Annotated in this window: 15 protein-coding genes; 13 read left to right on the top strand and 2 right to left on the bottom strand. The window is 67.4% G+C overall.

The annotated features are described in order from the left end of the window. The 12 genes from AVKW3434_RS05895 to AVKW3434_RS05950 all read left to right on the top strand — a co-directional run bounded on the left by AVKW3434_RS05895 (window position 1) and on the right by AVKW3434_RS05950 (window position 17,361). On the top strand, window positions 1–675 hold the full coding sequence (locus tag AVKW3434_RS05895; protein WP_284396664.1) for a type IV pilus inner membrane component PilO: 675 nt from the start codon (window positions 1–3) through the stop codon (window positions 673–675). Further along, the gene (locus AVKW3434_RS05900) at window positions 672–1,211 is read left to right on the top strand and encodes a pilus assembly protein PilP (RefSeq protein WP_272567557.1); all 540 of its coding nucleotides are present in this window, start codon (window positions 672–674) and stop codon (window positions 1,209–1,211) included. The genes AVKW3434_RS05895 and AVKW3434_RS05900 overlap by 4 nt, the downstream gene beginning before the upstream one ends. Beyond that, on the top strand, window positions 1,208–3,349 hold the full coding sequence (locus AVKW3434_RS05905) for a type IV pilus secretin PilQ (protein ID WP_272567558.1): 2,142 nt from the start codon (window positions 1,208–1,210) through the stop codon (window positions 3,347–3,349). The genes AVKW3434_RS05900 and AVKW3434_RS05905 overlap by 4 nt, the downstream gene beginning before the upstream one ends. Window positions 3,350–3,362: 13 nt before the next feature. After that, window positions 3,363–5,201, top strand: coding sequence for an Ig-like domain-containing protein (locus tag AVKW3434_RS05910; protein ID WP_284405107.1), 1,839 nt, complete (start codon window positions 3,363–3,365; stop codon window positions 5,199–5,201). After that, window positions 5,183–5,728 (top strand): shikimate kinase, encoded by a 546-nt coding sequence (locus tag AVKW3434_RS05915; protein ID WP_284405108.1) that lies wholly within the window; start codon window positions 5,183–5,185, stop codon window positions 5,726–5,728. The genes AVKW3434_RS05910 and AVKW3434_RS05915 overlap by 19 nt, the downstream gene beginning before the upstream one ends. Before the next feature lie 242 nt (window positions 5,729–5,970). Continuing rightward, complete coding sequence (aroB, locus tag AVKW3434_RS05920; protein ID WP_284405109.1) at window positions 5,971–7,134, top strand: 3-dehydroquinate synthase; 1,164 nt, start codon at window positions 5,971–5,973, stop codon at window positions 7,132–7,134. Window positions 7,135–7,191: 57 nt separating this feature from the next. After that, on the top strand, window positions 7,192–8,361 hold the full coding sequence (locus AVKW3434_RS05925) for a deoxyguanosinetriphosphate triphosphohydrolase (protein ID WP_284405110.1): 1,170 nt from the start codon (window positions 7,192–7,194) through the stop codon (window positions 8,359–8,361). A gap of 106 nt (window positions 8,362–8,467) precedes the next feature. Continuing rightward, window positions 8,468–9,103 (top strand): DUF1415 domain-containing protein, encoded by a 636-nt coding sequence (locus AVKW3434_RS05930; protein ID WP_284405111.1) that lies wholly within the window; start codon window positions 8,468–8,470, stop codon window positions 9,101–9,103. Continuing rightward, window positions 9,100–10,053 (top strand): class I SAM-dependent methyltransferase, encoded by a 954-nt coding sequence (locus AVKW3434_RS05935; RefSeq protein ID WP_284405112.1) that lies wholly within the window; start codon window positions 9,100–9,102, stop codon window positions 10,051–10,053. Before AVKW3434_RS05930 ends, AVKW3434_RS05935 begins: the two co-directional genes overlap by 4 nt. A 139-nt stretch (window positions 10,054–10,192) precedes the next feature. Continuing rightward, the gene (locus AVKW3434_RS05940) at window positions 10,193–10,897 is read left to right on the top strand and encodes a transposase (protein WP_284405113.1); all 705 of its coding nucleotides are present in this window, start codon (window positions 10,193–10,195) and stop codon (window positions 10,895–10,897) included. A gap of 180 nt (window positions 10,898–11,077) precedes the next feature. After that, window positions 11,078–15,832 (top strand): glutamate synthase-related protein, encoded by a 4,755-nt coding sequence (locus AVKW3434_RS05945; RefSeq protein ID WP_284405114.1) that lies wholly within the window; start codon window positions 11,078–11,080, stop codon window positions 15,830–15,832. Between the two features lie 50 nt (window positions 15,833–15,882). Continuing rightward, window positions 15,883–17,361 carry a glutamate synthase subunit beta gene (locus AVKW3434_RS05950; protein WP_284405115.1) on the top strand — a complete coding sequence of 493 codons (1,479 nt, stop codon included), beginning with the start codon at window positions 15,883–15,885 and terminating at the stop codon, window positions 17,359–17,361. 491 nt (window positions 17,362–17,852) lie between these two features. On the opposite strand, the gene AVKW3434_RS05955 is transcribed toward AVKW3434_RS05950, so the two are convergent. Further along, window positions 17,853–20,042, bottom strand: a complete 2,190-nt coding sequence (locus AVKW3434_RS05955; protein ID WP_284405116.1) for a TonB-dependent siderophore receptor — start codon at window positions 20,040–20,042, stop codon at window positions 17,853–17,855. 204 nt (window positions 20,043–20,246) lie between these two features. Here AVKW3434_RS05955 and AVKW3434_RS05960 point away from each other — a divergent pair, with 204 nt between their 5' ends. Then, on the top strand, window positions 20,247–22,178 hold the full coding sequence (locus AVKW3434_RS05960) for a DUF3592 domain-containing protein (RefSeq protein ID WP_284405117.1): 1,932 nt from the start codon (window positions 20,247–20,249) through the stop codon (window positions 22,176–22,178). A 7-nt stretch (window positions 22,179–22,185) separates the two neighbouring features. Here AVKW3434_RS05960 and AVKW3434_RS05965 read toward each other — a convergent pair whose 3' ends face one another. Further along, window positions 22,186–24,609 carry a TonB-dependent siderophore receptor gene (locus AVKW3434_RS05965; RefSeq protein WP_284405118.1) on the bottom strand — a complete coding sequence of 808 codons (2,424 nt, stop codon included), beginning with the start codon at window positions 24,607–24,609 and terminating at the stop codon, window positions 22,186–22,188. Window positions 24,610–24,616: the final 7 nt, after the last annotated feature.

Here is a 24,616-nt window from a genome sequence, read left to right on the forward strand (position 1 = left end):
ATGGCAACGAAAAAAGCGTCTTCCGTGGACTTTGTGGCGCTGCAATCCAGCTTGCAGCGGCAGTTCCGCAACCTCGATCCCAAAGATCCTTCTCTGTGGCCGGTGCTGCCGAGAATCCTGCTTTGCATCGCCATCGCGGCGGGCATCGCTACCTTCCTGTGGTTCTTCAAGCTGAATGAGTACGAGGCGGAGCTGGAAGCCGAGCAGGCCAAGGAACTCACCTTGCGCGCCGATTATGAAAAGAAGCTCGTAAAGGCCGTGAGTCTGGACGCGCTCAAGAAGCAGCGCGAGCAGGTGCAGCAGTATGTGATCCAGCTGGAAAAGCAGTTGCCGAGCAAGGCGGAGATGGCGGCTCTTTTGTCTGATATCAATCAGGCAGGCCTGGGTCGCAGTTTACAGTTCGAATCGTTCAAGCCGGGCCAGATCGTGGTCAGGGATTATTATGCGGAGTTGCCGATTTCTATTAGAGTGACCGGCCGATACCATGATATCGGTGCATTTGCCGCTGATATTGCCAATCTTTCTCGGATCGTGACGCTGAATAATATTTCCATCCTCCCTGCAGGCAAGGATGGCGGCACCCTCACGATGGAAGCCACGGCGAGAACGTTCCGCTATCTGGACCCTGAAGAAATTCAGGCGCAGCGCCAGGCGGCGGGTGGAGCGAAGAAATGAGAATGTGGCACATCGCTTTGCTGGCAGTCTGCGCGGCGTTGATGGGTTGCGAATCTTCGGGACAGGACGAGCTTCGCCAGTGGATGACGGATTTGCGTGCCAACACCAAGCCGCGCATTACCCCCCTCACCGAACCCAAGCAATTCCAGCCGCAAAACTATCAGGCGGATGGAGCAACGGACCCTTTCAATTCCATCAAATTGACGCAGGCCCTGAGGCGTGACTCGACCCAATTGGCGGCCAATGCCACCTTGATTGCCCCAGAAATGGCGCGACGCAAGGAGCCTTTGGAAGCTTATCCCCTGGATACCATGTCCATGGTCGGCAGTTTGAATAAAACCGGCACGCCGACAGCCTTGCTCAAGGTGGATAACTTGTTGTACCAGGTTCGAGTTGGTAATTACCTTGGACAGAATTATGGAAGGATTACCCAAATCACTGAAACAGCCATTCAGCTGCGGGAAATCGTTCAGGATGCAACGGGTGACTGGATAGAGCGTCAGACCACGCTCGATCTCCAAGAGGGGAAGAAATGATTCAGAAAAACAGTTTTGGTACACGCTATCGGGCGTTGTTGTTGGCTGCTGTGGCATCGCTGGGCAGCACCTGGGCCTATGCTCAGACCGCCATCGAGGCCGTCCAGGGGGTCATGCAGGGCGGTACCGAATTGGTGCGCATCGATTTGTCGCAACCCCTTTCCACCCTGCCGACTGGTTTTGCCATTCAGGCCCCGGCCAGGATCGCGCTTGATTTCCCGGCGACGACCAATGCGACGGGCAAGTCGCTGGTGGAAGTCAACCAGGGCAATCTGAAGTCCGTGAACATCGTGCAGGCAGGCGACCGGTCCCGCGTCGTCCTGAACCTCAAGCAACCCACGTCGTACCGTGCTGAAATCCAGGGCAAGTCCTTGATGGTGGCGCTGGAGCCCGTGTCGAACACGGCGGCGGCGCAACCGGCGCCGGTGGCAGTTTTCGCGGAAGACCGCAACAGCGATGTCCTGCCCCTGCGTGACCTCGACTTCCGCCGCGGCAGCGATGGCGCGGGCCGCGTGATCGTGGGCCTGGCCAACAACCAGGTCGGCGTGGACCTGCGTCAGCAAGGCAAGGGCCTGGTGGTCGAATTCCTGAAATCGTCGCTGCCGGAAGGCTTGCGCCGCCGCCTGGATGTGACGGACTTCGGCACCCCGGTGCAGATCGTCACGACATCGCAGCAAGGTGAGCGCGTTCGGATGACCATCGATCCCATCGGCGAGTGGGAGCACAGCGCCTACCAGAGCGACAACCAGTTCGTGGTGGAAATCCGCCAGAAGAAGGTGGACCTGAGCAAGCTGACGCAGGGCCCCGGGTTCAGCGGCGAAAAGCTGTCGCTCAATTTCCAGAACATCGAAGTGCGTTCATTGCTGCAGGTGATTGCGGACTTCACGAACTTCAACATCGTCACTTCTGACACCGTCACCGGCGCGCTCACGCTGCGTCTGAAGGACGTGCCATGGGATCAGGCCCTGCAGATCATCATGGACGCCAAGGGACTCGGCATGCGCAAGTCCGGCACGGTGCTCTGGATCGCGCCCAAGGACGAAATCGATGCCCGCACCAAGAAGGACTACGAGGCGGCGCTCGCGATCCAGAAGCTCGAGCCGCTGCGCACGCAAGCCTTCCAGTTGAACTATGCCAAGGCGGCAGACATGGTGACCCAACTGGCGACCAGCACGAACAGCGGCGGTACCAGCGGCACGTCCACGCGCTTTCTTTCCGAGCGTGGCAGTGCCATTTCCGAGCCTCGGACCAATCAGCTTTTCGTGACGGACACGCCGAGCAAGCTGGAAGAGGTGCGGCAACTGTTGTCGACGCTGGATGTGGCGGTGCGCCAGGTCATGATCGAAGCCCGGATTGTCGAAGCGCGCGACACCTTCGGACGATCGCTCGGCGTCAAGCTGGGTGCGTCTGACCTGAGGGCCAGCCGCGGCGGCGACGGTGGCTACGGCATCGGTGGCAACAACCGTGTCGCCTTCGGCACGAGTTACAGCAACGCCGTGTCCACGAGCGGCGCCAGTTCCTCGGCCACCGATCCTGGAGGCACGTTCGTCAATCTGCCGGCGCAGCTGTCCACGACGAGTGCGGTGGGCTCGTTTGCCCTATCCATCTTCAATTCGGCGGCCAACCGTTTCCTGACCCTGGAGCTGTCGGCGATGGAGGCCGACGGCCAAGGCAAGATCGTGTCCAGCCCGCGTTTGATCACGGCAGACCAGACGAAGGCCTTGATCGAGCAGGGCACGGAGTACCCTTACTCCGTCACGGCTCCCAACGGCGCCACCACCATCGCCTTCAAGAAGGCGGTGCTGAAGCTGGAAGTGACGCCGCAGATCACCCCGGAGGGCAACATCATTCTTGATTTGGATGTCAACAAGGACAGCCGTGGCGAGAGCACGACGCAGGGCGTGGCCATCGACACCAAGCACATCAAGACCCAGGTGTTGATCGAAAATGGCGGGACCGTGGTGATCGGGGGTATCTTCGAGATGGAAGAAACCAACCAGGAAAATAAAATTCCCGTGCTGGGTGATGTGCCGGTGGTGGGCAACCTCTTCAAGAGCCGGACCAAAGAATCCACGAAGCGGGAAATGCTGGTATTCATCACACCCAAGGTCATTTCCGATCGCGGACCAGTTCGTTAACTATAGGTAAATAATGAAGTCATTCATCAAAATCATTGCCCTATCGCTGGCTGCCACTCTGGTCGCTTGCGGTGGCGGCGGGGGGAGCGCTGGCACCACGCCCGGAGGAACGACTCCGGTCAGCACGGCAGCCTCTGTGGAAATCTTGACGTCTGCCACGGGCCTGGCGTCGGCCGACAAGACCGGCCTGACGTTGACCGCCGTGGTGAAGGACGCCGCCAACAACGCGCTGTCCGCACAGGCGGTGTCGTTCACGGCATCCAGCGGCACGCTGGCAAGCATCGTGGGCACCACGGCTGCAGACGGCAAGGCGACGGCGGTGTTGACCGCCGGCACGGACCGTTCCAACCGCAACATCGCCGTCACGGTGAAGTCGGGATCGATCACGAAATCCATCACCATTCCGGTGACGGGTACCACGTTGACCGCATCGGGTTCGTCGTCGCTCCTGACCGGCGCCACGACCAATTTCGCAGTGAGCGTGAAGGACAGCGGCGGTGCGGCCATTGCCGCCAGCACGGTGGCCGTCACGTCGTCCCTGGGCAATGCCATCACCATGGCCAGCACTTCGACGGACGCCAATGGCGCCGTGACGTTCGCTTACGCGGCAACGCGCAGCGGTACGGACACCGTGACCATCCAGAGCGCCGGTGCACAGACCCAGATTTCCATCAACGTCACCAGCGTGGATTTCGCGTTCTCGGCGCCCACGGCCAACACCGAAGTCGAGGTCAACACGGCGCGGACGGTCTCTGTGCGCTACGCATCCGGCGGCGCCGGTGTGGCGGGCAAGGTCATCTCGTTCAGCACCACCCGCGGCTCGGTGTCTCCCAGCCAGGCGACGACCGATGCCAATGGCATTGCGTCTACCCAGGCTTCGGCCGCATCCGTGGGGGTGGCGACGATCAGCGCGGTGGTGGACAACGGTGCCGTGACCACGCTGCCGTTGAATTTCATCGCTTCGACGCCAGCCTCGCTGGTGCTGCAGACGTCTTCCGCCGCTTTGCCCCCGAACGTGGCAGGCAGCTCCGCCAACCAGGTCCAGTTGCGCGCCACGGTGCGTGATGCCGCCGGCAACGCCGTCAAGGGCAAGACCGTTTTCTTCACGGCAGTGCAGGATCTGAGCGGTGGCAGCATCAAGACGGGCTCCGCCGTCACGGATGCCAACGGCTTGGCGACGGATGTCTTCATCTCCGGTGCCACGTCCACGGCCGCCAACGGCGTGCAGATTCGTGCGACCGTTGCCAACACCAATGTGACGGCCACGTCTTCGCTCACGATCAGCAGCCAGGCGCTCTTCATCTCCATCGCTGCCAACAACACGATCGAGAAGCTGAACACGACGTATCGCAAGACGTTCTCGGTGCAAGTGAACGATGCCAATGGCGCACCGGTCGCAAATCAGAACCTGACGCTTTCCTACTGGCCGCCTTACTATCGCAAGGGTCGTTTGGTCTACAGCGATGCGGATAACCAGTGGATAGAAAATGCCGGTAGCATCATTTCCTGCCTGAATGAAGATGCCAACAACCGCAACGGCATTCTGGACGCCGGTGAAGATGTCAACGGCAATGGTCAACTCACTCCAGGTCTTCCAGGGGTGATCGCACCGGCGTCGGTCACGACGGATGCCGCTGGTTCTGCCGAATTCACTTTGACCTATGGACAGCAATACGCGTTCTGGGTGAATTTCGAGTTGGCCGCCAAAGCCATTGTGTCCGGTACGGAATCCAGTTCGTTCTTTGCTTTCCTGGCATCGGCTGCAGCGTCTGACCTGACGGACAAGACGGTTCCTCCAGCTTCTCGTCTGAGCCCGTTCGGGACGGCAACCAGTTGCAGCAATCCCAACTGAGTCTCCACCTCATCGGCCTACCAGGCTCCGGGAAATCCACCGTCGGGCGTCAACTCGCCCGGCGGCTGGGGATCCCCTTCATCGATTCGGACCACGTGATCGAGCAGCGCATCGGCTGCTCGATCCGTGGTTTTTTCGATCGTGAAGGGGAATCCGCCTTTCGCGACATCGAAGAGCAGGTGATCGATGAGTTGACCGCGGGCCGAGGCGCGGGCCCGGCACATGTGCTGGCCACGGGCGGCGGCGCCGTGCTGCGTGCGCCCAACCGCGACCGCCTGAGGGCGCACGGCAAGGTGGTCTATCTCGACGCGTCGCCCGAGGACATCGTTCGCCATGTGCGGCACGACACGTCCCGCCCCCTGCTGCAGGGAGCGGACCCGCTGGGCCGGTTGAAGGACCTGCACCATCAGCGGGATGCGCTGTACCGGGCCACGGCCCACTACGTGGTGTCCACGGGGCGGGGCAAGACCGTCGCGGCGTTGGTGAATCACATCGCGATGCAACTGGAACTGGCCTCCGTCGGCTGACGGCGGCGCTGCTTCCACGCTGGCTCACTGTCGCGCCGGTCATCACCGGTGCGGTGCTTCTTTTCGGCAACGCTGCGATCCGTCCGCTGGCCCCTGGCAGCGCTGGTACAGCGAGCCGCTCACCCATCTCTCCTCGAATGTCCGCATGCCTGGCAGCACGGTACGGATCGGACCTGTGCGTGCAGAGATCCGTCCGCATGGGAGCCCGGCGGCCCGCTAGACTCTCGACCATGGATCACGACATGCCCCTGGCATCCCAGGCCCCCCTTTCCCGCACCGCCCACCCATCCGCCGACGCGTTGCCGGGCGATCGCCCCGCCCAGGTGGACATCGCCCTGGGCGACCGCAGCTACCCCATCCTCATCGGCGAATCGTTGCTGGACGACCCGACCACCTACCAGGCCCTGCCGGCCGCCGCGTCGGCCCTGATCGTCACCAATTCGACCGTGGCGCCGCTCTATGCGCAGCGGCTTGAGGCTGCGCTGACGGCGCGCTACCCACGGGTGCTGCAGGTCGTCCTGCCCGATGGCGAAGAACACAAGACCTGGCAGACGCTCAACCTCGTCTTCGACGCACTGCTGGCCAACGGCTGCGACCGCAAGACCGTGCTGTTCGCCCTGGGCGGTGGCGTGGTGGGCGACATGACCGGGTTCGCCGCGGCCAGCTACATGCGCGGGGTGCCGTTCGTGCAGGTGCCCACCACGCTGTTGGCGCAGGTCGATTCGTCGGTGGGGGGCAAGACCGCCATCAACCACCCGCTGGGCAAGAACATGATCGGCGCCTTCTACCAGCCGCAGTTGGTGGTGTGCGATCTGGCCACGCTCGACACCCTGCCGCCCCGCGAATTGAGCGCGGGGCTGGCGGAAGTCCTCAAATACGGACCGATCGCCGACATGGCGTTCCTCGACTGGCTCGAGACCGCGATGGATGCCCTGCGCGCCGGCGACCATGTCGCGCTGGCCCACGCCGTGCGGCGCAGCTGCGAAATCAAGGCCTTCGTGGTGGGCCAGGACGAGCGCGAGGCCGGCCTGCGCGCCATTCTCAACTTCGGTCACACGTTCGGCCACGCCATCGAGGCGGGCATGGGCTACGGCGTCTGGCTGCATGGCGAAGGCGTGGCAGCGGGCATGGTGATGGCGGCCGAGCTGTCGTGCCGGCTGGGGCTGGTGGACGCGGCCTTCGTGCAGCGACTGCGCCAGTTGATCGAGCGCGCGGGGTTGCCCGTGCGCGGCCCGGTGATCGATGCGGCGGACAATGCGGGCCGCTATCTCGAACTGATGCGGGTGGACAAGAAATCCGAAGGGGGCGAGATCCGCTTCGTGGTGATCGACGGCCCCGGGCGTGCGGCGGTGCGTGCCGCGCCGGATGCGCTGGTGCGCGAGGTCATCGATGCCTGCTGTGTCTGAATGCTATTGTTTGGATAGCATGAAATTGAAGACAGTCGAGCGGTGAAAGCCCTTTCGATGCAGCCCCCTGGATTGGCACCGTACGCCTGCGACCCGGCCAATACCCGGGGACGCCGCCATCCCCAGTCGGCGGCGCCCACGCGCTCGGAGTACCAGCGCGACCGCGACCGCATCGTGCATTCCACCGCCTTCCGCCGGCTGGTCTACAAGACGCAGGTGTTCCTGAACCACGAGGGCGACCTGTTCCGCACGCGCTTGACGCACTCGCTCGAAGTGGCGCAATTGGGCCGTTCGATCGCCCGCTCTTTGCGCATCAACGAGGACCTGGTGGAGGCCATCTCCCTGGCGCACGACCTGGGCCATACCCCGTTCGGCCACGCCGGGCAGGATGCCTTGCATGAATGCATGGCCGCGCACGGCGGCTTCGAGCACAACCTGCAGAGCCTGCGCGTGGTGGACGAACTGGAAGAGTGCTATCCCGACTACAACGGCCTGAACCTCACGTTCGAGACGCGGGAAGGCATTCTCAAGCACTGCTCGCGCGCCAACGCCGAGCGCATGGAGGCGCTGGAGCCCGGCGGCATCGGCCAGCGCTTCCTGCAGCGCGGCCAGCCCAGCCTGGAGGCGCAACTGTGCAACCTGGCCGACGAGATCGCCTACAACGCGCACGACATCGACGACGGCGTGCGCTCCGGCCTCATCACGCTGGCGCAACTGAGCGAGGTGCCGCTGTTCGAGCGCTACCGCGCCGAGGCCGAGCGCGACCACCCGCACCTGGCGGCGCCGGCGGGCCAGCGGCGGCTTCTGAACGAAGCGATCCGGCGCATGCTCAGCGCGCAGGTGTACGACGTGATCGATGCGACCAACGCCGCCATCGCCCAGTCCGCACCGGCGCGGGTGGACGACGTGCGCCGTGCGCCGCCCCTGGTGGCGTTCAGCGCCGAAATGCGCGCGCAGTCGCAGGGGCTGAAGCGCTTTTTGTTCCAGAACCTGTACCGCCATCCTCAGGTCATGGAAACCACCGGACGGGCCCAGCAGGTGGTGCGCGATCTGTTCGCGGCCTACACGGACTCGCCCGAGGCGATGAAGCCGCGCTTCGCGGCGCGCGCTGCGGCTGGCGACGAGGTGCAGCGGATGCGCACGGTGGCGGACTTCATCGCCGGCATGACGGACCGCTTCGCGGTGCGCGAGCACGGGCGCCTCACCGGCCAGCGGCTACTGTCCTGATCGCTCGGCGGCGCGGGTTGCCCGCTGCCGCGGTCTGGCGTAACGGCCCGCCGCAAGGCCCACCCGCGCCCGGCCGATAAAATGGGCGCCCCCGAAGAAAGCCCCCATGACCGAATTGCCCACCGCCGCCCTGCACGCCTTTCCGCACGACACCGTGAAAGAGGACATGGTGCGCTGGCTGGAGCGCGCGGTGATCGGCCTGAACCTGTGCCCCTTTGCCAAGGCGGTGCACGTGAAGGCGCAGATCCACTACGTGGTGAGCGAGGCGACCGATGGCCGGGGCCTGCTGGAAGACCTGCAGCGCGAGCTGGAAGCGCTGGCCGAAATCTCCGCCGAGCGCCGCGACACCACCTTGCTCATGGCGCCGGGCTGCATGGAGGATTTTCTGGACTTCAACGACTTCCTCGCGCTGGCCGACGATCTGGTCGAGGCCATGGACCTGGGCGGCATCCTGCAGGTGGCCTCGTTCCACCCGCAGTTCCAGTTCGACGGCACCGACGTGGACGACGTCACCAACAGCACCAACCGCGCGCCGTATCCCACGCTGCACCTGCTGCGCGAGGACAGCATTGACCGTGCGGTGGAGGCCTTCCCCGAGGCCGAGGCGATCTTCGAGCGCAACATCGAAGTGCTGGAAGAACTGGGCGCCGAAGGCTGGAAGGCGCTGGACGTCGGTCCGCGCTGCCCGGTGACCGGGCGAGCCACGCCGGCAGGCGCTGCCGGCGCAGGGGAGGGCGCATGAAGCGCGCCAAAGCTGCGGCCGGGCAGGGGGGCGCTTCTTCGTCATCGGCGGGGCGGGCCGCGCCGAAGCCCTCGCCCGAAGACCAGGTGCTGCAGGAGCTGCGGCCGGGCCAGTCCATCGAACTGCTCAAGGCGCTGCACATCCTCACGCGGGAAGGGCGGCTCAACCAGGATTCGCGGCGCAAGCTCAAGCAGGTGTACCACCTGTTCCAGTTCATCGAACCGCTGCTGCAGGAGCTGTCGCAGGACGGCCACGCGGCCACGCTGGCGGACCACGGGGCGGGCAAGTCGTACCTGGGCTTCATCCTGTACGACCTGTTCTTCAAGGCCCTGGGGCGCGGGCACATCTACGGCATCGAGACGCGGGCCGAGCTGGTGGAGCACTCGCGCGCCCTGGCCCAGCGGCTGGCATTCGAGCGCATGTCGTTCCTGAACCTGTCGGTGGCCGAATCCACCGATGCCGCGGCGCTGCCGCAGCGCATCGACGTGGTGACGGCCCTGCACGCCTGCGACACGGCCACCGACGACGCCATCGCCTTCGGGCTGGCCAAGCAGGCGCGCGCGATGGTGCTGGTGCCCTGCTGCCAGGCCGAGGTGGCCGCGTGCCTGCGCCAGGGCAAGGCGCTGCAGTTGTCGCGCACGCCGCTGGCCGAACTGTGGCGCCACCCGCTGCACACGCGCGAGATGGGCAGCCAGATCACCAACGTGCTGCGCTGCCTGCACCTGGAAGCCAGCGGCTACCAGGTGACGGTGACCGAGCTGGTGGGCTGGGAGCACAGCATGAAGAACGAGCTGATCGTGGCCCGCTACACCGGCCAGAAAAAGCGCAGCGCGGCCGAGCGGCTGCGGGCGATTTTGGCGGAGTTCGGGCTGGAGCAGACTTTGGCGGCGCGGTTCGGCCTGCCGCCAGAGGCTGACACGGCGCCAGGGGCGGTTCCGGCAACGGTTTGAGGGTTTTTGGCCGCATGCCGGGGTTTTGCTTGCCTTTGATACTATAAAAATAGTAGCAATCGCGCCGAACGGATGGCGCATGCGGAATCGGGGACGGATTCCCCCTACCATGGCGCTTGGCTCCACTTCGCGCGACCCCATGGCCCGACTGCCCCGCCTGACCCTTGCCGGCTACCCACACCACGTGATCCAGCGTGGCAACAACCGCCAGGCCATCTTCGCCGACCGGCAGGACCACGAAACCATGCTGGCCCTGCTGACCGAGCAGGCTCGCCGCTGCGGCGTGGCCGTCCATGCCTACGTGCTCATGGGCAACCACTTCCACCTGCTGGCCACCCCCCAGACGGCCGACGGGCTACCGCTGATGATGCAGGCCGTGGGGCGCAGCTACGTGCGCTACTTCAACAACCGCCACGCGCGCACCGGCACGCTGTGGGAGGGGCGCTACCGCTCCACCGTGCTGCAGCCCGAGCGCTACCTGCTCGCGTGCATGGCCTACATGGATTTGAACCCGGTGCGCTCCGGCGCCACCGCGCAGGCGGTGGACTACCCCTGGTCCAGCCACGCCCACTGCCTGGGCCTGCGCAACGACCGACTCATCACGCCGCATGCGTTGTTCTGGGCGCTGGGCAACACGCCCTTCGCCCGCGAGGCGGCCTACGCCGCGCTGGTGCAGGCGGGCGTCGGCCGGCTGCAGCAGCAGGCGCTGACTGATTCCGCGCTCACCGGCTGGGCCCTGGGCGACGCCGCGTTCGTGCAGGCGTTGCAACAGCAGACGGAGCGGCGGGTGGTCAAGGGCAAGGCCGGCCGCCCGCCTGCCGTGCCGAAGCCCATTCCCGAATAATTCCTTCAGGCCATATGGTGACAAGCTTCATTGCTCCTGAATTTGATGTGTCCCCAATAAAAATAAATGCGATCTATTCTCATAAATAATGTGAATCTGACCCCATTTAAAGTGCTTGCCCGACCTTGCTGCGATGCACTAATCTTGCGCTCCCTGCGACCCATTTCCGAGGAGAGCGCCATGACGACGGCTGCCGAGATCCAATACCTGCAAGAGCACGGTCTCTATTCATCCACCCAAGAGCACGACGCGTGCGGCCTGGGCTTCGTGGCCCACATCAAGGGGGTGAAGCGCCACGACATCGTGACGCAGGCGCTCAAGATCCTCGAAAACATCGACCACCGCGGCGCCGTGGGCGCCGACAAGCTCATGGGCGATGGCGCGGGCATCCTGATCCAGATCCCCGACGCGCTCTACCGCGAAGAGATGGCCCGGGCCGGCACGGCCCCCGACGGCTCCACCGGCGTGGTGCTGCCGCCCTCCGGCGAATACGGCGTCGGCATGATCTTCCTGCCCAAGGAGCACGCTTCGCGCCTGGCCTGCGAGCAGGAGATGGAGCGCGCCATCAAGGCCGAGGGCCAGGTGCTGCTGGGCTGGCGCGACGTGCCGGTCAACCGCGACATGCCGATGTCGCCCACCGTGCGCAAGAAGGAGCCCATCCTGCGCCAGGTCTTCATCGGCCGCGGCAACGACGTGATCGTGCAGGACGCGCTGGAGCGCAAGCTGTACGTGATCCGTAAGACGGCCAGCGCCGCCATCCAGAACCTCAAGCTCAAGCACAGCAAAGAGTATTACGTGCCCAGCATGTCCAGCCGCACGGTGGTCTACAAGGGCCTGCTGCTGGCCGACCAGGTGGGCACCTATTACCTGGACCTGCAGGACGAGCGCTGCGTCTCGGCCGTGGGCCTGGTGCACCAGCGCTTTTCCACCAACACCTTCCCCGAATGGCCGCTGGCCCACCCGTACCGCTACGTGGCGCACAACGGCGAGATCAACACCGTCAAGGGCAACTACAACTGGATGAAGGCGCGCGAGGGCGTGATGGCCTCGCCCGTGCTCGCGGCCGACCTCAAGAAGCTCTACCCCATCAGCTTCGCCGACCAGTCCGACACCGCCACGTTCGACAACTGCCTCGAACTGCTGACCATGGCCGGCTACCCCATCAGCCAGGCCGTGATGATGATGATCCCCGAGCCGTGGGAGCAGCACACCACCATGGACGAGCGCCGCCGCGCGTTCTACGAGTACCACGCCGCGATGATGGAGCCGTGGGACGGCCCGGCCTCCATCGTGTTCACCGACGGCCGCCAGATCGGCGCCACGCTGGACCGCAACGGCCTGCGTCCTTCGCGCTACTGCATCACCGACGACGACCTGGTCGTGATGGCCTCCGAGTCCGGCGTGCTGCCGATCCCCGAGAACAAGATCGTGCGCAAGTGGCGCCTGCAGCCCGGCAAGATGTTCCTGATCGATCTGGAGCAGGGCCGCATGATCGACGACGAGGAGCTCAAGGCCAACGTCGTCAACACCAAGCCCTACAAGCAGTGGATCGAGAACCTGCGCATCAAGCTCGACAGCGTGGGCGGCGAGGCGCCGGCCGGCCCGCTGCCGGCCGAACTGCCCCTGCTCGACCGCCAGCAGGCCTTCGGCTACACGCAGGAAGACATCAAGTTCCTGATGGCGCCCATGGCCAAGAACGGCGAAGAGGGCATCGGCTCCATGGGCAACGACAGCCCGCTGGCCGTGCTGTCGGGCAAGAACAAGCCGCTGTACAACTACTTCAAGCAGCTCTTCGCCCAGGTGACGAACCCGCCGATCGACCCGATCCGCGAGGCCATCGTGATGTCGCTCAACAGCTTCATCGGCCCCAAGCCCAATCTGCTGGACATCAACCAGGTCAACCCGCCGATGCGGCTCGAAGTGAGCCAGCCCATCCTGGACTTCGCCGGCATGGCCAAGCTGCATGCCATCGAAAAGCACACGCAGGGCAAGTTCAAGAGCGCGACCATCGACATCACCTACCCGCTGGACTGGGGGCGCGAGGGCGTGGAGGCCAAGCTGGCTTCGCTGTGCGCGCAAGCGGTCGATGCCATCAAGGGCGGCGCCAACATCCTCATCATCAGCGACCGCGCCGTGAACGCCACGCAGGTGGCCATCCCCGCGCTGCTGGCGCTGTCGGCCATCCACCAGCACCTCGTGCGCGAAGGGCTGCGCACCACGGCCGGCCTGGTGGTGGAGACCGGCACGGCGCGCGAGGTGCACCACTTCGCCGTGCTGGCCGGCTACGGCGCCGAGGCCGTGCACCCCTACCTCGCCATGGAAACCCTGGCCGAGATGCACGCCGGCATGCCGGGCGACCTGTCGCCCGAGAAAGCCATCTACAACTACGTGAAGGCCATCGGCAAGGGCCTGTCGAAGATCATGTCCAAGATGGGCGTGTCCACGTACATGAGCTACTGCGGCGCGCAGCTGTTCGAGGCCATCGGCCTGAACACCGACACCATCGTCAAGTACTTCACCGGCACCGCCAGCCGCGTGGAAGGCATCGGCGTGTTCGAGATCGCCGAGGAAGCCATCCGCATGCACAAGGCCGCGTTCGGCGACGACCCGGTGCTGGAAACCATGCTGGACGCCGGCGGCGAATACGCCTGGCGCGCGCGCGGCGAAGAGCACATGTGGAGCCCCGACGCCATTGCCAAGCTGCAGCATTCCACGCGCGCCAACAACTGGAACACGTACAAGGAATACGCCCAGCTCATCAACGACCAGAGCCGCCGCCACATGACTCTGCGCGGCCTGTTCGAATTCAAGTTCGACCCGACCAAGGCCATTGCCGTGGACGAGGTCGAGTCGGCCAAGGAGATCGTCAAGCGCTTCGCCACCGGCGCCATGTCGCTGGGATCGATCTCCACCGAGGCGCACGCCACGCTGGCCGTGGCCATGAACCGCATCGGCGGCAAGAGCAACACGGGCGAGGGCGGCGAGGATGCCGCGCGCTACCGCCAGGAACTGAAGGGCATTCCGATCAAGCAGGGCGACACGCTCAAGAGCGTGATCGGCGCCGAGAACGTCGAGGTCGACCTGACGCTGCAGGACGGCGACTCGCTGCGCAGTCGCATCAAGCAGGTGGCGTCGGGCCGCTTCGGCGTCACGGCCGAATACCTGTCGTCGGCCGACCAGATCCAGATCAAGATGGCCCAGGGCGCCAAGCCCGGCGAGGGCGGCCAGTTGCCCGGCGGCAAGGTCACCAACTACATCGGCAAGCTGCGCCACAGCGTGCCCGGCGTGGGCCTGATCTCGCCCCCGCCGCACCATGACATCTATTCGATCGAAGACCTGGCACAGCTCATCCACGACCTGAAGAACGTGGCGCCGCACGCCAGCATCAGCACCAAGCTGGTGTCCGAAGTGGGCGTGGGCACCATCGCCGCGGGCGTGACCAAGTGCAAGAGCGACCACCTGGTGATCGCCGGGCACGACGGCGGCACGGGCGCATCGCCCTGGTCGTCCATCAAGCACGCGGGCGGCCCGTGGGAGATCGGCCTGGCCGAAACCCAGCAGACCCTGGTGCTCAACCGCCTGCGCGGCCGCGTGCGCGTGCAGGCCGACGGCCAGATGAAGACCGGCCGCGACGTCGCCATCGGCGCGCTGCTGGGGGCCGACGAGTTCGGCTTCGCCACCGCGCCGCTGGTGGTCGAGGGCTGCATCATGATGCGCAAGTGCCACCTGAACACCTGCCCCGTGGGCGTGGCCACGCAGGACCCCGAGCTGCGCAAGAAGTTCTCGGGCAAGCCCGAGCACGTGGTGAACTACTTCTTCTTCATCGCCGAAGAAGTGCGCCAGATCATGGCCCAGCTGGGCATCCGCAAGTTCGACGATCTCATCGGCCGCACCGACCTGCTCGACATGCGGGCCGGCATCGCCCACTGGAAGGCGCGCGGCCTGGATTTCGGCCGCCTGTTCGCCCAGCCGAACGTGCCGGCCGACGTGCCGCGCTTTCATGTCGACGTGCAGGACCACAACATCGAGAAGACCCTGGACCGCAAGCTCATCGAGCGCAGCCAGCCCGCCATCGAAAAAGGCGAGCGCGTGCAGTTCATCGAAGTGGCGCGCAACGTGAACCGCTCGGTGGGCGCCATGCTCTCGGGCGCCGTCACGCGCGCCCACCCTGAAGGCCTGCCGGACGACACCATCCGCATCCAGCTGGAAGGCACGGGCGGGCAGTCGTTCGGCGCGTTCCTCACGCGCGGCATCACGCTGTACCTGATCGGCGATGCCAACGACTACACCGGCAAGGGCCTGTCGGGCGGCCGCGTCATCGTGCGCCCCAGCATTGACTTCCGCGGCGACACCACGCGCAACACCATCGTTGGCAACACGGTGATGTACGGCGCCACCAGCGGCGAATCGTTCTTCGGCGGCGTGGCGGGCGAACGCTTCGCGGTGCGCCTGTCCGGGGCGTCCACCGTGGTGGAAGGCACCGGCGACCATGGCTGCGAATACATGACGGGCGGCACCGTGGTGGTGCTCGGCAAGACGGGCCGCAACTTCGCGGCCGGTATGAGCGGCGGCGTGGCCTACGTGTACGACGAGGACGGCCTGTTCGACACCCGTTGCAACCTGTCCATGGTGACGCTGGAGCGCATCCTGCCCGGCGACGAGCAGACCGCCAGCATCTCGCGCGGCATCTGGCACCGAGACCAGACCGACGAAGCCCAGCTCAAGAAGATGCTGGAGGACCACAACCGCTGGACCGGCAGCAAGCGTGCGCGCGAACTGCTGGACAACTGGGCGGCTTCGCGCGCCAAGTTCGTGAAGGTGTTCCCGACCGAATACAAGCGCGCGCTGTCCGAAATCCATGAACGCAAGGTGCTGGAGGAGCCCGCGACCCCCGCGGTCGCCAACCCTCCGAAGGAAACGGTGCCCGCCAAGTAAGGCCCGCCCGATCCACCCGCACCGCATTCAACGATTCAAGGACAGACATCATGGGAAAGACCACCGGCTTCATGGAATACGAGCGCATCGAAGAGGGCTACAAGCCTGTCGGCGAGCGCCTGAAGCACTACAAGGAATTCGTCATCGGCCTGGATGACGCGCAGGCCAAGATCCAGGGCGCGCGCTGCATGGACTGCGGCACGCCGTTCTGCAACAACGGCTGCCCGGTCAACAACATCATTCCGGACTTCAACGACCTGGTGTACCAGCAGGACTGGAAGAGCGCCATCGCGGTGCTGCACAGCACCAACAACTTCCCCGAGTTCACCGGCCGCATCTGCCCCGCGCCCTGCGAGGCCGCCTGCGTGCTCAACGTGAACGACGACCCGGTGGGCATCAAGTCGATCGAGCACGCCATCATCGACCGCGCCTGGGCCGAGGGCTGGGTCAAGCCCCTGCCCCCGAAGCACAAGACCGGCAAAAAGGTCGCTGTGGTCGGCTCCGGCCCGGCCGGCATGGCGGCGGCCCAGCAACTGGCGCGCGCGGGCCACGACGTGACCCTGTTCGAGAAGAACGACCGCATCGGCGGCCTGCTGCGCTACGGCATTCCCGACTTCAAGATGGAGAAGTCGCACATCGACCGCCGTGCCGAGCAGATGGCCGCCGAAGGCGTCACCATCCGCACCGGCGTGTTCATCGGCGCCGCCAAGGACGGCCTGGGCAAAGGCTCCAAGGTCACCAACTGGGCCAAGGAAACCATCACGCCCGAGCAGCTGCAAAAGGACTTCGACGCCGTGCTGCTGACCGGCGGCGCCGAGCAGTCGCGCGACCTTCCCGTGCCGGGCCGTGACCTGGACGGCGTGCACTTCGCGATGGAGTTCCTGCCCCAGCAGAACAAGGTCAACGCGGGCGACAAGCTCAAGGGCCAGTTGCGCGCCGACGGCAAGCACGTCATCGTCATTGGCGGCGGCGACACCGGCAGCGACTGCGTGGGCACCAGCAACCGCCACGGCGCCGTGAGCGTCACGCAGTTCGAGCTGATGCCCCAGCCGCCCGAGGTCGAGAACCGCCCCATGACCTGGCCCTACTGGCCGATCAAGCTGCGCACCAGTTCCAGCCATGAAGAGGGTTGCGAGCGCGAGTTCGCCATCTCCACCAAGGAACTGCTGGGCGAGAAGGGCAAGGTCACCGGCCTCAAGACCGTCCGCGTCGAATGGAAGGAAGGCAAGATGGTCGAGGTGGCCGGCAGCGAGCAGGTCCTCAAGGCCGACCTCGTGCTGCTGGCCATGGGCTTCGTGAGCCCCGTCGCGCAGGTGCTGGACGCCTTCGGCGTGGACAAGGACGCCCGCGGCAACGCGAAGGCCACCACCGACTTCGACGGCGGCTACGCCACCAACGTGCCCAAGGTGTTCGCCGCGGGCGACATGCGCCGGGGCCAGTCCCTGGTGGTGTGGGCCATCCGGGAAGGCCGCCAGGCCGCGCGCTCGGTGGACGAGTTCCTGATGGGCTACTCCGACTTGCCGCGCTGAGTCCCGTCAAAAGCGGCAGGCTTTGAAGCACCACGGCGCTCTTCGGAGCGCCGTTTTCCTTGGAGCGGTGCGATGGCCCGAACGGCCCAAAAAAAAGCCCCTGCCGAACGGCAGGGGCTTTCGTGGAAAGGCCAGCGTTCGCGGCGCAGCGCCGGTTGCCCTTTCCTTCCTCTTTTCCTCTTACCTCCCTCTCCTACCGAAATCTGGCTGTCCATTCGTCACCGGAGAGCGGTTTTCGAATTCCTGATGATTCTTCGATCGCGTCGTTCAGCCCACGGATTCTGGCGACGGGCCTCCTTTCTGCCCTTAACGGGGGCTGAGAAGTCCTGAAACGTTCTGAAATTTGTCGAAGCCCGGCGATCGGCGCGCGGTGCGGCTGTCCGCCTTGGAGCCAAGAGCGGCGCCTTCCGGCGCCGTTCTCGAATGCTATGAAAAAATGAGCGTCATGCCGGCGCATTCATTGCGCTGAAGGCTGTTTTGGCCCTGAATCCTCAGAACTTGTATTGGACCCCCACCGTCACCTGCCGCGGGCTGCCCGGCATGACCCAGACGCGGTTGTAGGCGCTGTGGTAGTAGGTCTTGTCGAACAGGTTGTCCACGTCCAGCGATACGCGCAGGCGCTTGTCCAGGTTCCAGTAGGTGGTCAGCTTGGCCACGGTGTAGGCAGGCAGGCGCGGCTCGCCCGTGTCGCCGTGGCGCTCGCCCACGTGGGTGAAGCCGCCGCCCACGCCCAGCAGGCCGCCGCCGGCCAGCGCCATTTCGTGCGTCACGAAGGCGCTGGCGCTCTGGCGTGCGAACTGGGTGATGAGCGGGTCGGCGTCCAGGTAGGTGTAGCTCAGCGCCACGCGCCAGCCGGGCGCGACCCAGCCGGCCAGTTCGGCCTCCAGGCCCCGGTTGCGGACCTTGCCGGGCACCGGCACCAGGTACACGCCGTCGTCGTCCCAGGTGGCCGTGTTGCGCTTGCTGATGTCGAACAGCGCCACGCTGCCGCCCAGGCGCGCATCGGCGCTCTGCCACTTCATGCCCAGCTCGCGCGCGGTGCCGATCTCGGGCTGGATCTGCTGGCCGGACGCGGTGGTCTGGGCCTGCGCGCGGAACGATCGGCCGGCGCTGGCGTACACCGACACCTCGGGCGTGGCCAGCCAGGTCAGGCCCAGGCGCGGCGAGGTGGCGCTCGGGTCCTGGGTGGTGACGCGGCCCGTGCTGCGCTCGTCGATCTCGCCGCGGTAGCGGTCGTGGCGCACGCCGGCCAGGAGCTTCCACTGGGGAGTGAGGCTGATCTGGTCCTGCACGTAGAAGGCGGTGGTGCGGTCTTCCACCGTGCGGTCGATGGCGCGGGCCGTGAGCGCGGGCCGCGCGGCGGCGCCGTATACCGGGTTGGCCACGCTGATGCCGTAGCCGAAGCGGCCGCCGCCGGCCTGGGTGAGCATGGTCTGGTCCATGTCGAAGCGCGACACCTCGGCGCCGACCAGCAGTTCGTGCTGGAAGGCACCGGTCGTGAGGCGCCCGTTCAGGTCGAGCTGCACCGTGGTGTCCTCGGACCGGAAGTCGCGGCGGATGAGCCGGCGGCACAGCCAGCCGCTGGCCTCGACCGAGGTCTGGCAGGGCGACGGGCCGTACTGGTGGGATTCACTGGCCAGGCCGGCCAGCGTGTTGCGCTTGTACTGCAGGCCGGCGCGCAGGCTCCAGTCGGCCGACAGCGCCTGCTCCAGGAAGAACTGGTGCGTCTGGTTGTCCACGGTGATGTCGCCGTCGCCGGGTTCGCCGTAAAAGCGCGAGGTGGGCACCGCGCCCAATTGGCCGTTGACCGAGACCACGCCCCGGTCGAGCGGCGCGCGCTGGCGCAGCCACTCGCCGTCGTAGCGCAGCACGGTGTCGGGGCCGAGCTTCCAGGTGATGGCCGGGGCGATCAGCTCGCGGCGGCTGTGCACGAAGTCGCGGAAGCTGTCCTTGTCCTCCACCGACACGTTGAGGCGGTAGGCCAGCGTGGCGGGCTCGGTGGCGCTGCCGTTCAGCGGGCCGGTGCTGTCCAGCGCCATGCGCTTGGCGTCGTGCGTGCCGTAGTAGGCCTCGACCGAATGCGCGGCCTTGAACAGGGGCGGCTTGGTCACGACGTTCACCGTGCCGCCCGGCTCGCTGTTGCCGTACAGCGCGCCCATGGTGCCCTTGAGGAATTCGAAGCGCTCCACGTTGGCGGTGTCGCGCGGCGCGTTGAAGCCGCGGTTGGCCGGCATGCCGTTGCGCAGCAGGCCCATGCCCATGTCCTCGTGGCCCACGAAGCCGCGCATGGCCACGTTGTCCCAGATGCCGCCGAAGTTGTTCTGCCGCGAAACGCCGGCCACGTAGTCCAGCACGTCATCGAGGCGCTGGGCGCCCAGGTCGTCGACCAGCTGGCGCGTGACCACGCGCACGGCCTGGGGCACTTCGCGCAGCGGCGTGTCGGTCTTGGTCGCGCCCTCGGATTCCTGGGCGTGGTACTGGCCGGACTGCTGGCGGCCGACGACCTCGGTGGCGGGCAGTTGCGGCTCGGCAGCCGTGGGCGCCTGGGCGAAGGCGGGCAGGGCGGTGCCCTGCACCAGGGCCGCGAGGCTGGCAGCGGCCAGCAGCGAGCGGCGCGGGCCGCGGGCGGCGGCGGACGGGGGGATCGGAAATCGCTGGTCAGGGGTCGGGTGGCGGTGCATCGGCGCTTCTCTCGTTGGTGGTTATCGAGAAGAAGACACGCAGCCCCCCGGAAAGGGGACAGCCCTTTTGCTTTGTTTCGATCGATGTTTGCAAAGTGTTGCGCGCGCGCCGCGCCGGGGCGTTTCGCTCCCAGCCATGCGGCCCTTGGCGGCGCGGGGCTTGATATTCTTCAGCCATAAAAACGACATTGACGAGGAGAACCCGTGGCCAGAGAGCGGACGAGGGCAGGCAGCATCGGCACCCGACTGGCAATGCTGGCGTTCAGCGCCGTCTTCGCCATGGGATTTGGCGTGGTTGGCTACACCTTCGGGCTCCGGCCCCTGGTCAGCACCCTGCGCCTGGCGTGGGAGGTGCACCACCGCTGGCAGCCGGTGCCGGCCGAGGTCCTCGCCGCGGAGCTTCGGCGGGACGAGCGCCGTCCGGACAGCGGCGCAGGGCCCGCGTTCGAAGTGCAGGCCCGATACCGCTACGCCGTGGACGGCAAGTCCCATGAAGGCACCCGCGTGGGCCTGGACCCGACAGGCCACGGCGAATCGATGGACTTCGACGGCTGGCATCGCGGGTGGCTCGCGCGGCTGCAAAACGCCCAGGCCAGCGGGCACACCGTCACCGCGTGGGTGAACCCGGCCGAACCGTCGCAATCGCTGATCGACCCCGCCATCCGCTGGCGCCTGCAGCTGTTTCGCCTGCCCTTTGCCCTGGTGTTCACCGGCGTGGGCCTGGTGGCGGCCTGGGTGTTCGTCTTCGTCCTGCTGCGCTGGCGCAGGATCTCGCGCGAAGAGGCCGATGCCGCGTCCCTGTCGGACGGGCCAGCGCCCCCGCCGGGGAACACGGCACGCCGATCCCTCGGCATCCTGTGGCTCATCGCCTTGTTCTGGTGCGGCTTCAGTGTCCCGATGGCCGCCTTGCTGTGGGCCGATCCCCATATTCCGTGGCTCGCCAAGGGGGTCGTCGGCCTGTGCGCTCTGGTGGGCATCGGGCTGCTGTGGTACTCGGGGCATGTCACGTACCTGGTCTGGCGGTATGCGGGCACCTGGCTCGCCTTGCAGCCCGCGCGGCCGCTGGCAGGGCATCCGGTCGAGGTGGCGCTGGTGGTGCCGGCCCGTGCAGCGCCCCGCATGCAGGGGCACAGCTTTCAGTTGCGACTGGCCCAGTATCGGGTGGACGAGGCGAGTTCGGGCTCACCCGAGCGGTGCGTGGAGTCTTTCGCCGAGCCCGTGGCGATGCAGCCGGCCAGCGGCGGCCGGCTGCGGCTGGCGGCGCATTTCCTGGTTCCGCCCGATGCGCCGACCAGTGGCGCCCGGCGCTCGGGCGAGCGCGTGGAATGGCGGCTGGACCTGCTGCGCACGCCGGAAGGTGCGCCGGAGTGGACGTGCGACGTGCCGGTCCAGGCGGCGGCGCAGCCCCTGTCAGGGGAGCCGCCGGACCGCTTCGACCGCCGGGCGGCCTGGAAGGGCACGCCCGTTCCCGTCAGCGCCCGCCCGGCGGGGCTGGGCGCGGAGCAGGATGACGAGGCCCCCATGTTCCTGCCGCCCGCCGTCACGCTGCAGGAAACCCGGCACGCTTGGCACTTCGTCTTTCGCCCGGGCGGCTGGACCTGGGTGGCCGGCATCGTGCTGGTGACTCTGGCGCTCGGCGCGGTGGCCCTGGACGGGCTTGGCGTGTCCCTGGCCGCCGCCGGGTGGCGCACTCCGGCGGCCGCAGGCGCCGGATGGGCCCTGGCGGTGGCGTTGCTGCATGCCGCCTCCCGGCGCTGGACGCTGGCGGTGCAGGACGCCGGCCTGATCGTGCAGCGCCGCTCCTGGCTGTGGTCGCACGCGCGGGTGGTGCCGGGCGAGGCCACCCAGGCGCTGGTCCGCGCGCTGCAACGGGTCACGGGCAGCGGCCCCAGCGAAAAAGCCTACTTCGCGCTGTACGCGCCGGTGCCCGAAGGGGGCCGCGTGCGCCTCACGCCCGGCATCGCCGGCACCGAGGCCGCCACGGCCGTGGGCCAGGCGATCGCCCAGGCCTGGCGGGTCCGGCAGGGCCATTTCACCCCCGGATCGCAGCGGCCCGCGTCGACGGGCCACTCGCGCCCGACCTGGGGTGCCCTGGCCGCGCTGGCTGTGCTGGCGTGGTGCCTGTGGGGCGTTTAGTCCGCGGTCAGAACGTGTGCCTGGCCGTCAGCGTGACGTGGCGCGGCGCGCCGGGCACTACCCACACGCGGTTGTAGGCGCTGGCGTAATAGCGTTTGTCGAACGCGTTGTCCACCTGCAGCGACAGGCGCAGCGCGGGCCCTGCCTGCCAGTGCGCCAGCAGCCGCGTGGTGGTGTAGGCGGGCAGCCGGGGCGATCCGGCATCGCCCGTGCGCTCGCCCACGTGCGTGAGCCCACCCCCGAGGCCGACGGTGTGCCCGCCCGCTCCGCCGCCGTTGCCGTCCAGCGCCCATTCGCGCACCAGCAGCAGGCTGCCGCTCGCGCGCGGAAACTGCGGCAGCGACCGCTGCAGCCAGGCGCCGCCGGCCACCACGCTCCAGCCGGCCGCAGGCCGGCCCGCCAGCTCGAACTCCGCGCCCCGGCTGCGCACGCGGGCGGCCGCCACGCTGTGGTCCGGGTGCTGCGGGTCGGTGACGAGCACATTGCGCTTGGCGATGTCGTAGAGCGCGAGCGATGCCGACAGCGGGCCTTCGGGCGGCTGCCACTTCACGCCGATCTCGCGCGCCAGGCCTTTCTCGGGCGCGAAGGCGCCGCCCTGCACGTCCACGCCCACGTTCGGGCGGAACGAGGCGCCGAGGCTGGCATACACCGCCCAGCCCGGCACGGGCAACCAGGTCAGCCCCGCGCGCGGCGACAGGGCGCCCTGCGACTGGCGCCGCGTGCCGCCGGCCAGCCGGTCGTCCACGGCCTGCCGGAAGCGGTCGTGGCGCAGGCCCAGCAGCGCCTGCCACTGCGGCGCCAGTTCGATCTGGTCCTGCAGGTACAGGCCCAGGCCGCGCTGGTGCTCGTCGGTGGACAGAAAATCCTGCGTCGCCGGCCGCTCGTCGCCGTACATGGGCTGGCGCACGTCGATGCCATCGGCCTGCCAGGTGCCGGCCGGCGACTGCTGCATGACCTGCGAGAGCCGGAAGCGAAACACCTCCATCCCCGCCAGCAGCGTGTGCCGCAGGCCGCCCGTCTCCCACTGCCCCTGCAGATCGAGCTGGCCCGATCGGTCGCTGGAGGCGAAATCGCGCCAGCGCCGCTGGCGCCACAGCCAGCCGCGTGCCTCCAGGTCGGCCAGCGCCTCGCCGTAGCCGTGGCCGTAGGTGGTGAAGCCCACCATGGTGCCGCGCCGCGCCATCAGGCCCGCATGCAGGCGCCAGCCGGGGGCCAGGGCGTGGTCCAGCAGCCACTGGTGCGTCTGGTTGACCATGGCCAGGTCGCCGTCGCCGGGATCGCCGTAGAAGCGCGTGACCGGCACGGTGCCCACCTGCGCGCCGAGCGCCACCACGCCCCGGTCCAGCGGCGCGCGCTGGCGCAGCCATTCGCCGTCGTAGCGCAGCGTGGTGGCCTCGGCGAGGCGCCAGGTGAGTGCCGGCGCCAGCATTTCGCGGCGCGTGCGCACGTGCTCGCGAAAACTGCCCTTGTCCTCGCCCACGGCGGTGAGGCGGTAGGCGATGCGCGCGGGTTCACCCGACTCCGGCGCGGTGCCTGCCGAAGCATCCAGCGGGCCGCCCAGCGTGAGCACGGCGCGCCTTGTGTTCCAGCGGCCCAGGCTCGCCTCGATCGTGCGCAGCGGCTCCCACGGCGCGGGCTGCGTCACCACGTTGAGTGTGCCGCCGGGCTCGGACACGCCGTACAGCGCCGCCACAGGCCCGCGCAGGAACTCGAAGCGCTCCACGTTGGCCGTGTCGCGCGGCGCGTTGTAGCCCCGGTTGCCGGCCATGCCGTTGCGCAGCAGGCTCATGCCGGTGTCCTCGTGGCCGGCGAAGCCGCGCAGGGCGATGTTGTCCCAGGTGCCGCCGAAGTCGTTCTGGCGCGACACGCCGGGCACGTAGTCGAGCGCGTCGTCCAGGCGCGTGGCGCCCAGGGCGTCCAAGGTCGGGCGCGGCAGGGTGGACAGGGCCTGCGGCACCGCGAGCGCGGGCGTGGCCGTGCGCGTGGCGGCGCCGGCCCCGCGCCCGTTGCCGCTCCAGAGAGCGGCGTCGGTGCCCCCGGCCTCGCGCAGGGCGGTCACGCGCACCACGGGCAGCACGGCGGCGTCCGGCCCGGGCAGGGCCGACGCGGCGGTCATTGCGCCTGCGGGCCGCAGCACGAAGACGCCCGGCGCCTCCTCGGCCGCCGCGAGCCCCGTGCCCGCCAGCAGCCGCGCCAGCGCCTCGGCCGGCGTGAACCGCCCCGCCACGCCGGGCGCCTGCAGGCCGCGCAGCAGCGCCGCATCGGCCTGCACCGAAGCCCCCGTCTGCGCCGCCAGGGCCGGCAGCCGGTCGGCCAGCGGGCCCGGGGGCAGTTCGACCGCCCGCGGCGCGGGGGCCACGGATTGCGCCGCGGCCGCGCCCGCCAGCAGGCACAGCGCCAGGCAGCCCGCCCGCGTGCGCAGCCCGGCCATTCGCCCT

The organism is Acidovorax sp. SUPP3434, from assembly GCF_030159015.1.
Taxonomy (GTDB): Bacteria; Pseudomonadota; Gammaproteobacteria; order Burkholderiales; family Burkholderiaceae_C; genus Paracidovorax.